This window comes from Sporocytophaga myxococcoides DSM 11118 (assembly GCF_000426725.1).
Lineage (GTDB): Bacteria > Bacteroidota > Bacteroidia > Cytophagales > Cytophagaceae > Sporocytophaga > Sporocytophaga myxococcoides.
This window is the reverse complement of record NZ_AUFX01000014.1, coordinates 56,037-68,661: the sequence shown is the minus strand read 5'-3', so window position 1 is coordinate 68,661 and position 12,625 is coordinate 56,037. Positions and strand designations below refer to the sequence as shown.

Annotated in this window: 11 protein-coding genes; 6 read left to right on the top strand and 5 right to left on the bottom strand. The window is 35.8% G+C overall.

All coding sequences use genetic code 11. The features are described from left to right. Nucleotides 1–40 precede the first annotated feature (40 nt). The 4 genes from K350_RS32555 to K350_RS29335 all read left to right on the top strand — a co-directional run bounded on the left by K350_RS32555 (nucleotide 41) and on the right by K350_RS29335 (nucleotide 2,680). A complete protein-coding gene (locus K350_RS32555) occupies nucleotides 41–187 on the top strand; it encodes a hypothetical protein (RefSeq protein ID WP_162144188.1) in 147 nt (48 codons plus the stop codon). Beyond that, nucleotides 144–770 carry a DUF4272 domain-containing protein gene (locus tag K350_RS0117195; protein ID WP_028980960.1) on the top strand — a complete coding sequence of 209 codons (627 nt, stop codon included), beginning with the start codon at nucleotides 144–146 and terminating at the stop codon, nucleotides 768–770. Before K350_RS32555 ends, K350_RS0117195 begins: the two co-directional genes overlap by 44 nt. Before the next feature lie 618 nt (nucleotides 771–1,388). Beyond that, nucleotides 1,389–2,096 (top strand): hypothetical protein, encoded by a 708-nt coding sequence (locus K350_RS0117190; RefSeq protein WP_028980959.1) that lies wholly within the window; start codon nucleotides 1,389–1,391, stop codon nucleotides 2,094–2,096. Nucleotides 2,097–2,275: 179 nt separating this feature from the next. After that, entirely contained in the window at nucleotides 2,276–2,680 is a 405-nt protein-coding gene (locus K350_RS29335; protein ID WP_051313252.1) for an endonuclease domain-containing protein, read from the top strand. A gap of 328 nt (nucleotides 2,681–3,008) precedes the next feature. On the opposite strand, the gene K350_RS0117180 is transcribed toward K350_RS29335, so the two are convergent. Next, nucleotides 3,009–4,952, bottom strand: coding sequence for a T9SS type A sorting domain-containing protein (locus tag K350_RS0117180; protein WP_028980958.1), 1,944 nt, complete (start codon nucleotides 4,950–4,952; stop codon nucleotides 3,009–3,011). Nucleotides 4,953–5,311: 359 nt separating this feature from the next. Next, nucleotides 5,312–6,409: a fatty acid desaturase family protein gene (locus tag K350_RS0117175; protein ID WP_081671051.1), complete on the bottom strand. Its 1,098-nt coding sequence runs from the start codon at nucleotides 6,407–6,409 to the stop codon at nucleotides 5,312–5,314. A 634-nt stretch (nucleotides 6,410–7,043) separates the two neighbouring features. On the opposite strand from K350_RS0117175, the gene K350_RS0117170 reads away from it, so the two are divergent. Continuing rightward, entirely contained in the window at nucleotides 7,044–7,325 is a 282-nt protein-coding gene (locus K350_RS0117170; RefSeq protein WP_028980956.1) for a hypothetical protein, read from the top strand. A 207-nt stretch (nucleotides 7,326–7,532) separates the two neighbouring features. Here K350_RS0117170 and K350_RS29330 read toward each other — a convergent pair whose 3' ends face one another. The 3 genes from K350_RS29330 to K350_RS31435 all read right to left on the bottom strand — a co-directional run bounded on the left by K350_RS29330 (nucleotide 7,533) and on the right by K350_RS31435 (nucleotide 9,997). Next, nucleotides 7,533–8,477 carry an RluA family pseudouridine synthase gene (locus tag K350_RS29330; protein WP_051313270.1) on the bottom strand — a complete coding sequence of 315 codons (945 nt, stop codon included), beginning with the start codon at nucleotides 8,475–8,477 and terminating at the stop codon, nucleotides 7,533–7,535. 245 nt (nucleotides 8,478–8,722) lie between these two features. Beyond that, entirely contained in the window at nucleotides 8,723–9,076 is a 354-nt protein-coding gene (locus K350_RS0117160; RefSeq protein WP_028980955.1) for an MmcQ/YjbR family DNA-binding protein, read from the bottom strand. A 225-nt stretch (nucleotides 9,077–9,301) separates the two neighbouring features. Continuing rightward, nucleotides 9,302–9,997 carry a hypothetical protein gene (locus tag K350_RS31435; protein WP_156027079.1) on the bottom strand — a complete coding sequence of 232 codons (696 nt, stop codon included), beginning with the start codon at nucleotides 9,995–9,997 and terminating at the stop codon, nucleotides 9,302–9,304. 276 nt (nucleotides 9,998–10,273) lie between these two features. On the opposite strand from K350_RS31435, the gene K350_RS0117150 reads away from it, so the two are divergent. Further along, nucleotides 10,274–12,619, top strand: a complete 2,346-nt coding sequence (locus K350_RS0117150) for a T9SS type A sorting domain-containing protein (protein WP_028980954.1) — start codon at nucleotides 10,274–10,276, stop codon at nucleotides 12,617–12,619. The last annotated feature ends 6 nt before the right edge of the window (nucleotides 12,620–12,625 follow it).

The following is a 12,625-nucleotide window of genomic DNA, read 5'->3' as shown; positions in this document are numbered from 1 at the left end:
TAAATTTTTAAGTCCAGGCAATTGCTTGAAATGGATCCCAATGCTGTATTCAGATTATCTACCTGAAATTATCAAAAAAGCCTTAATGGGAAAACTTGCCAGTGAAAATCCCGTTCCATTAGAAAGTTCTCAGGTATATAAAGATGACAGCATCAGAAAGAAAAAAACATACAGAGAATATCCTTAGCAATCAAGGGCTTCCTGTTTTCGATAATTTGCCGCCTTTAGAAGAAGAAAACGAAATTTCTCTAAGGACACCTCAGGAAATTGCAGAACGCATTCTAATCCTCTCCTATTTGAATTGTATGGCCTTTGATCCTGACCTGAGGAATAATATAACTGACTTCCTGAAAGGAGAAGGATTATGGGAAAAAATATCTCCACAGGAAAAATTATTTTTTGAAAAGTCCGAACTTAATGAAGATGATATAACCATTATAGCTTGGCGAGCAGAATCAATATGGTTGTTACTGTGGGCAATAAACAAAGCAGATCAACTGATTTTTTCAAATAAGGAGGTAAATTTCAATGCTATATTTGAACACCTTCCTCCATTTATGAATAACACAGAAGACTTTATCACTTCTGCAACCCTTCGCCCTACCTCCGAAATACTGGACCAGGCCGACCTTCTCTTTAGAATTAACTGGGCCTTCTACCAGTCACAAACCAATAATTTAAATGTCATTGAGCTCAATCAAGGAATTGTTTTTGAAAGATACTTTGCAATAAACTGGGTTATAAACCTCCGTAGTAATTGGGATGAATGAGTTTTAAACATAATATTATTTTTTTCTAACAGATTAACAACAAGAGCCCAATAGTGCCAATATCAAATGTTAGATGATATCCATATTATTGGTTTAAAAAGAAGATGATATCCATAAGAGGTATTGTCAAAAGATCCGACACACCAGAAAATCCAATTTACTGCTCTGCAATGTCAATTGTATGTCCGCTTTTCCAATTTGCCGCTTGCATAATTTCATTCGCCCACCGGCTTATGAAGTTTGCCGAACCACAAATTCAGTTTTCCATATAGCAAATTGAATTGTCCGAATAGCGAATCTTAATTGCCAATTGGCGAATTGAATTAGCTTTACGGCAAACTAAATTATCTAATTGAAACGTTGAATTAGCCATTCGACAAATTGAGTTATTTGTGCGGCAAATTCAATTTGCCGCACAAATAACTCAATCGGAAGACCGGCAATTTTAAGTAATCATTCAGCAAATTCACTTTGCCGTTCGCCAGATTCGATTTACCGGACCGCAAATACAGTTTTGAATGTATCTCTCTAAATTAATTGGCAAAACTTGCCTTACACTTTACAAAACACTAATATTGAATCCATTAAGACATTTTTCTTCTCAAACTTTTAACAGCTATGAAAAACAATAATAAGTATCTACCAAGAACAGATAATGAAAAGGCCATTTGGCTTAAAAACTTCACATTAAAACTAGCAGTCCATGGGGAAAATGTTGGTATACTACCTGATGAAATTTTAGGCACTTCCAATGATGCAGCTTCTTTTATTTATTCAATTCAGGCGGTGGAAAACCTAAAAAGTTCACTAGCTCAAAATGTGGCTTTTAAAAAGTTACTTGGAACCGGAGATGGAACCGCTCCATTGGCCTATCCTCAGATTACTCCGGTAATCACCAAACCTCCTATTCCAGTAAAACCCGGAATATTTAAACGGCTTGCCAAACTGGTTCAAAGGATTAAGTTTCACCCCAACTACAATGAATCAATCGGAAGAGATCTGGGGATCATCGCTCCCAAAACAACTAATAATAAAATGAGCCTAAAGCCTAAACTAAGCGGCGGACTTGATGCCGGACGTCCTCTTATCAAATGGAAAAAGGGCCACGCAGATTCTATAGACATTTATGTTGACAGGAATGATGGCAAAGGATTCATTTTCCTTGCCAATGACTATACTCCTGATTATATAGATACCAATCCTATTCCGGAAGAAAAAGGAACGGTTGTATGGGCCTATAAAGCTATCTACAGAATCAAAGATGAGCAGGTGGGTGAGTTTTCTGATATTATAGAAATTGTTGTAACACGGCAGGTGGCGGTGTGAGGTGGTTAAAGGACCTCATCCCTAACCCTTCTCCTGAAGGAGAAGGGAACAGTCTACGAAAGATAAAATATGTAATTTTGATATAGATATAAATTTAACTACAAAACAAAATTTAACATACTCATTAAAATCCCTCTATTCAGGGAACGATATAAGTGAGATGAACAACCAGCAAGCAAATGGACAAAAATTTACACAAAGGGGCCTCCTCAAAATTATTTGAGTATGCTAAACAAAACAGGCTAAAACAAACCCCGACAGAGGAAATGTTATGGCAAAAACTTAGAAACAATCAATTAGGATTTAAATTCAGGAGACAACACCCCTTAAAGAATTATATAGCAGATTTCTATTGCCATGAATGTAGTCTGATAATTGAGATTGATGGTGAATATCATGCAGAATTAGAACAAATGGATTATGATTCCGGAAGAACTTTTGAAATTGAAGAACACAATTTAACTGTATTGAGGTTTTCAAACGATGATGTCAAGCTTCAAATAGACAAAGTATTAGAGAGTATAAAAAAATACCTCATCCCTAGCCCTTCTCCTGAAGGAGAAGGGAACAGTCTCCAACAATAATATATATATAATTTAAATATAAATTTACCTACAAAACCAAATATTAACATGCTCACTAAAGTCCCTCTCCTTCAGGAGAGGGATTTAGGGTGAGGTCTTTAATAATATACAAAACCAAAGACGATCAGGCTAGTGAGTTTTCTGATATTATAAAGATTGCAGTGACACGGCAGATGGCGGTGTGAAATGGCAGTGCTACTCATTAGGTTCAGATTTCAACAAGCAAAAATAATATGAAGCCTTTTTATCATAGCTAAAAACATGAGCCCCCCGACATGTCGGGGGGCTCATGTTTTTATATGTAATCTTTAATATTTATAAAGGCATCCTATCTTTTGATGATCTTGATTGCATCTACCCTGTCATCAGAAATAATTTTTAGAATATATGCACCAGGTTTAATTGCTGATATATCGTAGTTACTTTTCAAATCACCACTTTCACTGAGTAAAACATTTCCTTGCAAATCACATAAGGTTAAATTTCCTTTTTGAATATTATTAACCTGAATATTTAAAATGTCTTCTACTGGAATCGGGAAGACAAGCAAGCCTCTTTCTTTATCTTTATCATTAATTGCCTGCACCTCCAGATCACTTTCAAAGCTTACAATAAAATTAGAATTATGGTTACCTCCGTTAGAATCATATATTCTGATAAAATAAGGCTGATGTATTATCAGATTATCAGCTTGCCATATTTCCTCATCTCCTTCACCACTATCATCAACGCAAGCAATCGTATTACCAGCACAATCAGAAACGATATTTAAAACGAGATCAGCACCATCCAATGGAGTTAATTTAACTGTGCCAGTATTTGAAGCAGCTATGAATTTATACCAGACATCATTTGCTTCCCCTTCCCCATTGCAAGGTCCTTTGGATTGAGATGCATTTTCAAGAGAGCCTGTCATACTATTTACAGTCTCTGATACAGGAATATTTATTGCATATGCACAGTCATCGTTTGAAATTGCAGTTGGTCCTGATGTACGAGCAATTTTGAAATCTGCTGTTACTGATGCTACATCTTCGCTCGTAAAAACTCTTATCAAATATTGTTGCCCTGCAGTAAGATTGTTTAATGATAGTGTTTCCACCTTATTTCTTCCGCCTGCATTAGCACATCCGATTACCTGACCATTACAAGCATCAAAGGCTTGTATTACTCCATCAAAATAAGGAGTTGGGAAAAGACTGAATGCTTCCTGACTGGAACCTGCAGTAAATTTATACCAGAGATCGTCATCAGGGTAGCCTGAACAAGGAGCCGGGTAACCAATTGAGGCTGTAGCACCATCCACTGTTCCGTTTATAGTGTCATTCCCGACAATTTCTATTGCTCCATTACAATCATCATTTGAAGGAGCAGGAGGATCATAAACGCAAAGCTGGAAAGTTTCGCTTTTAGACAATGGTTGGTAGTAGTTAAAAACTCTGAAATAATAAGTATTGGCAGGATTTAAATTATGAAAGGCCAGTTTCAGCTTCTGATTGTGTTTAACTGTCGTAGTGCAACCGATAGCATTTCCACCGCATCCGTCATATACTTCCATCACTGCTCTATAATTGTGAGAAGCATGGGCGCTAATAATGACATTTTGGCTCGTAGGCTGGAATGAATACCAGATGTCATCGTTATTTGCCGCTCCATTGGCGCAGGTTGGGGTAATGCCAGAGCCAGTAGCGCCCTCCTGATTTTCGGTACTATTCATGCAATGGTCACCTACTGTTACTGGTTTAGCTGTGGCACAATTATCATTGGCAGGAGGAATGGCAGTATAAACCCTTATTTGAAAGTCTGTTGTTGCTGGCATTCCAACACCTAAATCATAGACTCTCACATAATAAGTGTTCCCTGGCGTATAATAATTAAGCGGAAGTTTTTCTACTTTTCCTATTTTTCCCTCGCTGGCACAATCCATTGGTGTCAGATTTGAGCATCCTCCTGAAAACACCTGAACTACGGCATTAAATTGTTCTGATCCCTGTGCTGCTATGACAAGGTATGGAGAGGGAGCCTGAAATTTATACCATACATCATCATTAGCGCTTCCACCAGCCTGTCCAGCAGTAGCAACGCAACCCGACATTGATTGAGTGGCCCCCTGAACATTGCCGCTTACAAAAGGTGCATCAACTGTAAGATTAATTGCACCAGAGCAATCATCATTTATTGGAGACTGCGCTTTACTATCGGGTAGAATAAGAAAAAATAAAACAGTAGATATTAAAATGGGCAGATAATTGAAATTGTAAAATTTCTTCATGGACTTTTCATTTAAGTACAAAGTGCCCTTAATTAACCGGTGGCGAAACACAATGTTTTCTTCTTGTTGTTTACAGATTTTCCATTTCTATGGGTCACAAATCTTTAATAAGGTTAAAAAGTGAAATTTTTATTCTTTCAGGTGGTTTTGAAGATAGCTTGATCGCCCATTAACAAATGCATGATAGTACATTGCCATGGTAAACCACAGTTTACTTTTCAAACTGACATTCAAACCGTTCCAACAAAACAAAAAAGCCCGAAGGTATTACTTACCTCCGGGCTTTTAAACTTTTTATTTCTTATACTATTTCTTCTTTGCAGTAATTGCCATCATCATCATGCATTACCGACAGGCTGTTATGCTCTGCCTGTCTCTTTAAGATGCGCTAGATGAGATCCTAATGCTGATGAGAAAGATGGGAATTCATTATAAGGCACATCAAGCTCAAAACAGACACGCTTAACAATTTTATTCAATTCCGGATAATGGACATGGCTAATGTTTGGAAAAAGATGATGTTCTACCTGGAAATTTAAACCACCGGTATACCAGGTAACAAATTTATTGCGGGTTGCAAAGTTAGAGGTTGTTTTTAATTGGTGAACTGCCCATTCATCTTCAACTTTACCTTCTGTAGGAGGCTCTGAAAATTCAGTGTTTTCAACTACATGCGCTAACTGAAATACAACTGAAAGCACCAAACCCAGCACAAAATGAAATACCAAAAAGCCTGTCAGAGTCATTAACCAGCCATTAAAAATAGCAGGTACAATTAAGTACGCAACTAAATAACCCACCTTTGTAATCCAGAAAACAATGTGATCTGATGTTTTAAAATTGCTGATTTTCAGATTACCAATTTTACCACTAAAATATTTTTGATAATCAAGCAGGAATACCCAAAGCAGAGAAGAAAGTCCGTAGATAAAAAAACTATACCAATGCTGAAATCTGTGAAGGTATGATTTTTTCTGTAATGTATTCAATCTGAAAACTGGCATCTGTGCAATATCCTGATCATACCCTTCAATGTTTGTATAAGTATGATGGATCATATTGTGTTTATTTTTCCATAGCACAGCGTCTCCTCCCAGAAGATTTATACTATAAGCAGCAAGAGTATTCAGCCATTTCTTTTTTGAGAAGCTTCCATGTGCACCATCATGCATGAGATTAAAACCAAGAGCAGCGGCTGCAAAACCCATTATTGCATAAAGGGATAGAGCTACTCCAAATGAATTGGATCTGAAAAGTATAGTTAAATAGCAAATAAAAAAGACTGCAAGAAATGAAAAGGCTTTTAAATATAATCCAGAATTGCCTGTCGTTTCCTTACCTGTTTCATCAAAGTATCCCTTTGTTTGTTTTCTGAGCTCCAATAAAACCGGTCGCGAAATATTACTAAAACACAATTTTTCCTTGCTGACAGCTTTTGGAGTTTCTACATTTACCATGAATATTTTTTTTAAAAAGACCTTGAAAAAATTTACCCTCTCAGTCTTTGGATTACAAAATTACCACAATATAACCTTTGTATTTGGGAATTAGTGTATTTTACCCCTCCAGAAAGTCATTTTCCCTTAATTTTTTTCTTAACCTTACAACCACAATAAAATAAGTTTAGAGACCTTTTACTGATTAAATTTTTAAGTAAGTATATGGATATAAGACTGTAAGTTCAAATTCTTGGGCCTCTGCTTTCTCAAGCGATTAACTCGATCCGGTATTACCAAGACTTGTTGAATCATTTTCTTTTTTATTTAACCCTTCTCGGATTTACACTCTTTTTCTACAGATCTGTATGATTAAAGTGCTAATGATCCTTTTGAAATAGTTGTACGATAAAGTGATTTATCCATTTCCATCCAATCCCCCTAATAACTTTGTTTTGTAATTGAAGTATTATACTTCTGTCTTCATTCAAAAATTATAGGTCTTTTAGTCTTTTGAAAGAATTTTAAATTGTGAAAGATACTTTATTGATTTTCAACTTAAATAATACAAAAAAGAAAGAGATACTTAAATTTGTAAAAACATTCGACATATTCATGAATGTTTTAGTAAAGGCTAAACTATAAAGATTAAAACATGGCAAAGTGTAATTTTAATATTGAATTCAATGAACTGATTGAAGGTCTGATAGAAAAAGCAAGGACGGGTATTACAGCAAAAGGGGGAACATTTACAGGTGATACATTGAGTGGAAGTTACGCTATACAAACAAAGTTAGGAGCAATAGAAGGTAACTATAAAGTAATTACAGGAGCTGTGGTTTTTGAAATAACAGATAAGCCATTTTTTGTGCCTTGCAGCATAATAGAAGAAGAGTTAAGAAAATATTTAAATCCTTTGACACCAGGTATAGCATAAAATTAAACGACTGTGATTTTTTTATAAAAAGAAGCCTCTATCATTTATTATCTAAGTAATTGATTTCCTATAAATAAAAGTAAAATGGCGCTCTAACTTTATAAAAAATTATCAGACATTCTTTTACAGAATGTAGCAGGAATCCTTAAATTTTATTAAGTCAAGGGGCCTGACTATAGGCCCCGCCCCGCCTGAGTTATTAAGACCTTACTCCTTGGGTTGATCCTGATCTTTCAATGCATTTGGGAAAATTTTTCTAAACTTTCCCGGAAGTTCTGTTTGAAACCTCAATTCCTTTTTTGTAATCGGATGAGTAAAAGCCAGCACCCATGCATGAAGCCCCAACCGCTTGATTGGGTTTAGAGTTGAGCCATATTTTTTATCTCCTATAATAGGATGACCAATATCCTGCAAATGGACTCTGATTTGATTCTTTTTACCTGTTTCCAGATTCACTTTAACCAGGCTATAATCCGCTGTACTCATAAGTGTCTCATAGTGTGTGACAGCCTTTTCCCCACCAGGAACAGAAACTTTGCTTGAGTGAACCTTATATGCTTTGCTTTCTCTCAAATAGGAGCTTATTGTATCCTTTTCTTTTTCAGGAACCCCATGCACAATGGCAAGATAGGTTCGTTCTGTTACATTGGTGTTCCAGGCTTCCTGCAACAGCTCCTGTACTTGCTGACTTTTGGCATACATCATTACTCCTGAAGTATCACGATCAAGACGATGTACCACAAAAATACGATTGCTGTAATGCTGCGCCTTCAAGTATTTGCTTAATAAACTATAGGCAGTATCATCAGTGCCGTTTTCCGTAGCTATCGATAAAAGTCCTTCTGCTTTATTGATTACTATAAGGTCTTTGTCTTCATACATAATTTTTATACCTGGAAGATCGACCTCTGTTCTGTTATTTCCCTTGCCAATGGTTACCTCCTGACCGATAGTTAAAGACTTATTAAACTGGCTTACCGGCTTTCCATCAATAAAAACCTGTTTGTGCGTTAACAAAGATTTGATGTGTGTTCTGCTTTTATGTGGTAACATTTCAATCAGGAACTTCATAAGTTCGGTTTCCGCTGTTACCTTAAATGCTAATGATTTAACTGGTTTAGTCTGATAATTTGATGTCTTTTTATTTTTCATTTGAAGGTTAAATAATGGAAGTTGGAGATGTTTGCACTCCATGAACCTCTCCGGATAGGCTATTTTTTCTCCTAATTTAGGATATTTTGTAAAGCTATGGAAAGGTCTCGCATTCAATCTATTTTATAAATGCATTTTGTATTGTCCTATTTTATGTTACAATTTAAAGGAATGTGCAATTACAATTCAAAAAAAATCTTAATTTGGACAATAGTATCTAGATTTTTAGTAAATGAAATTCTTTTTTAATAATCTTTATTATTTCGATTTACTAACTCTGCAAGTTTTTGAGGAGCAACAGTACAATAAGCTACAGTCAAAGCATCATCAAATAATTTTCTGTTTACTTTTTCCATTTCAATAATAGTCCAGCCTTGCTTGCCCCATTTATTGTCAACAGGATAGATTATGGATTTGGCAGCTGTAGAAAAAACATTCTGGTCAATTTCCGATAATTTGATAATCGCTCTTTTATTTCTTTCATCAAACGTTGCAAAAATTTTCTTTTTAATTCTGAAAGATGTTTTCTCAAAGTGCGGTTCTTCTGTAACCTCCGGAAACGAAAGAGCTAACTTTCTGAAAGCATTTATAGTTACCATTGTATTTTTTCAGATGGTTAAAATTTTCTTTAGTTCTAAAATACTACTCACATTTTTGACAAGCTTTGTAGCTCCATCTATCCTAAACAGGCTTGTGAACTCAGGTTTATTATAACAATACTTCTACCCTATAAAAATAAAAAAAGGTTGCTTTTATGGCAACCTCTTTACAAAGATCGATTGAAATAGATTATTTCAAGAATCTGGTAGATTTAATGATATTATTTAACCTATCTCCTCTCCCAATATCCATTTTTTTATAAGCTTTTCATTGCTGCTGATGTTACACATCACAAACGTCCTTGAGGTTGCAAGGGCTTTTGATTCAGATGCTTTTTCGCGCACAACAGTTCCAGGATCAAAATAACTGGAATGAATAAAATAAACTTCCAGACCATCGTAGTTCAGAAATCCAACATGGTTGTCGAGGCCTACAACATATAGTCCCTCTTTTATTTTTCCTTTAGTACTCTGAAGAAATTGCTGCGCATTCATTCCTCTATAAGTCAGAACAGAATCGCCACTACTTATTCTCTTTACAATCTCCAAAGAATATTGCTGAGCAAGCTTAAACCGGTTTAAATTAAATCCGCAATGCTTAAGCGGAGTAGACACAAAATATCCACAAGCAATAATGCCCTCTCCGGGTTTATCAGTGTAGCCATTAAAATCCCATTTGGTGCCATACCAATAGTAAAAAATAGTATCCGTTAAACTTTTATGCAAATATTTTCCAGCTTCAGAAAGTACCTTCTTCTTTTCTGCCAAAGTAACCGCTTCATATCGTGCTTTAAATTTCTTTCTTTGAGACTGAACATTTGTTTTTACTGTATCATACATCTTCATATCAAGAGGAGAATTTTCATGACCAGAAAAGGAACATAAAAAAAACAGTATAGAGAAAATTACGAATTTATTCATACGAAGGATATAATGGTATAATATCATAATACCATTATTGAAAAAAGATACAGACAGGAAAAGGTCAACTTAGTGAAGAGGGAGTTTGATTTAGGGAAAAAGGAAGTTGGCTTAGAGAAAAAGCTCATTAGCAGAAGATAAAATGTGGCTCACAGAACATAATGTTGACAAAATTAAATTTATAAAATCTTTTAAAAACCTGGGGAACGTTTTAAGAATTCTGCATCTATAGAGCAACAAGGCGCCTTGGTAATGTTTAACTTTACCAACTTATATATGAAAAAGACTCCATTATACCTGTTTTTTTTACTCTTATTGCTTATAAATCTAAAAGCAATAGCACAAACTCCGCTATCAGGCTTTATACCTGGAGGAGACACCATTTTTCTAGAAAAGGGAGAAACCAGAACTTTGAGACCTGTTGCCTTTGGAGGTATAAAACCAGCAAGTGGCTATACCTACAGCTGGTATAGCATTCCTTCTGATATAAACCTGACAAGATCTAATAGCTATCTTCTGGTAAAAAGCACAGCGGCTACTTCACAAGAATTTGAGATATTCTGTAAGATTACAGATGCAAATGGCACTAGCATTATACTTCAACAGCATATCGTCCAAACCGATATAGTCCCGATGCTTGTAAACACAAAAGAAGTAACTCTCCACGCATTTGCCACCAAACCAAAAACTTTGGAAATTTTGGGAGACAATAGCCAAAGCCTTTCAGGATATATGGTTGAAATTTCAGGCTCGGCATCTTCTTTTGTCAAAGAGGTAAGCCATGCTGATAGAGTAACGTATTCACTTGAAGCATCTACTCCGGGGAAATACCAGGTAACATTTACATTAAAAGACCAGAATAGAAAATTTATTTCTTCCCTTACCCGTAATATTGAAGTTGCTCCTTCTTCTGCACAAGGTATGGTTATATTGAATTCTGTATATGCCTATAACGATTCTCAGTTTTATGAATTTGTATTGCCTGGTCAGGAACAGCTCGACAGCGTTCAATGGAAAACAGATGAACCTAATTCCCCATTCTTTGGCACTGAATGGAAAACGGATACAGAAATATACACATGGTATAATGGAAATTACTATCAATCTGGTTCAACTTACGGATTTACAGTTCCGGGAACCTATACACGTCAATGCAGGGTATTCCTTCACGACGGAAGAATCATTCCGTTATCAGGGACATTCACTGTTAAAAATGAAGAAGGTATATCAATCGGATCCGTACAAGGATGTGTAGGCGATACAGTTATTCTCCCAGCGACATTTAAAGGTCTTACAAACGAGTATAATATGACTAATTATGCTAGTCTCATTAATTTTGACAGTACAATTTTATTCCCTATACAAGTTATTCCAGGTAAAAAAGTGGAAGCATTTTCCGTACAAATACAGAATATGAATACATTGTATGCATCAGACAATGTTCTCAATCAAAACGTTTATGAACCTGGAGACACATTATATTTCTTACATTTTAGAATACTTAAAAAAGGGAGATCTGCTGTTGTCGCCACTCATAATCGCAATAGACAGTTGGCATATCCTGGAGAGGTTTATACCGAAGATGCTACCTTTACCGTAAACGATGTACCAGGAATACCTATGGTTTATCAGCTTCAACCTGATAACTCATCTGCCAACAGCAAGTATACCTGGACCTATGGTATTTTAAACCCACTTACAAGTAATGAGATGAACCCTGTCATCAGTCATAACGGTCCAGGTTCTAATCAGGAAATATGTCTTCAGATTCGTGGAACAGAAGAATGTTTCTCTAAAGCTTGCTCAACGATAACTGTTTCTCCTGAAAGTCTCTATTCTATTTCCGGAGTTCTTGAAAACGATTTAAGAAAAGGTATTAATGGAGAAGTTATCGCTTATCTTATCAAAGATGGTAATTACTATCCTGCAGGAAGAGACACTGTAGATGCTAATGGTTCATTCAAAATAGAAAATCTTGCAAAAGGTAATTATGTCCTTTTGGGTATTCCTTCAACATCAGCCTATAAAGCCGCTTATTATTTTGATGAAGGTTTAAGGACGAATGCGAATACTATCCCTGTAACAGGAAATGTAACCGGAATAAATTTTATGCTTGATAGCCGTTCAGTTATGCCGCCTGCTTCAGTGATAAACGGATCTTTCCCAAAAGACAGCAAGACCCTTCAATATCAGTCATTGTTCGAATCTTTCCATGGTACTCTCCCTTCCATTATTTTTCTCACCAATAATAGAGGCGAAATAGTGGACTGGACAAAAATGGATGCGAATAATAATTATACTTTTTCTGACCCGGGAAATGAGCAGCTCTTAATAGCAAGCTTCGGACGTGTCCCTGATGAATTAACAAATAATTTTTTACTAACCGGGATTGCGCCAGCTGAAGAGGTGGAATACAAGGTATATCCTAATCCATTTCAACAAGAGATAATCATAGATTGTCAATTTGATTTTCAGGCAGAACTATATAATTTTATCGGACAAAAGGTTGATGAATTCACACTCTCTAAGGGGAAAAATGAAATTAACCTGGAACATCTTGACTCCGGCATCTACCTTCTCAACACCAAGGGAGACAAGACTCTCAAGATTATTAAATATTAAAAAAAT

Coding starts and splice junctions, on each gene's coding strand:
- K350_RS32555 (WP_162144188.1), top strand. CDS start 41: ATGCTGTATTCAGATTATCTACCTGAAATTATCAAAAAAGCCTTAATG.
- K350_RS0117195 (WP_028980960.1), top strand. CDS start 144: ATGACAGCATCAGAAAGAAAAAAACATACAGAGAATATCCTTAGCAAT.
- K350_RS0117190 (WP_028980959.1), top strand. CDS start 1,389: ATGAAAAACAATAATAAGTATCTACCAAGAACAGATAATGAAAAGGCC.
- K350_RS29335 (WP_051313252.1), top strand. CDS start 2,276: ATGGACAAAAATTTACACAAAGGGGCCTCCTCAAAATTATTTGAGTAT.
- K350_RS0117180 (WP_028980958.1), bottom strand. CDS start 4,952: ATGAAGAAATTTTACAATTTCAATTATCTGCCCATTTTAATATCTACT.
- K350_RS0117175 (WP_081671051.1), bottom strand. CDS start 6,409: ATGGTAAATGTAGAAACTCCAAAAGCTGTCAGCAAGGAAAAATTGTGT.
- K350_RS0117170 (WP_028980956.1), top strand. CDS start 7,044: ATGGCAAAGTGTAATTTTAATATTGAATTCAATGAACTGATTGAAGGT.
- K350_RS29330 (WP_051313270.1), bottom strand. CDS start 8,477: ATGAAAAATAAAAAGACATCAAATTATCAGACTAAACCAGTTAAATCA.
- K350_RS0117160 (WP_028980955.1), bottom strand. CDS start 9,076: ATGGTAACTATAAATGCTTTCAGAAAGTTAGCTCTTTCGTTTCCGGAG.
- K350_RS31435 (WP_156027079.1), bottom strand. CDS start 9,997: ATGAATAAATTCGTAATTTTCTCTATACTGTTTTTTTTATGTTCCTTT.
- K350_RS0117150 (WP_028980954.1), top strand. CDS start 10,274: ATGAAAAAGACTCCATTATACCTGTTTTTTTTACTCTTATTGCTTATA.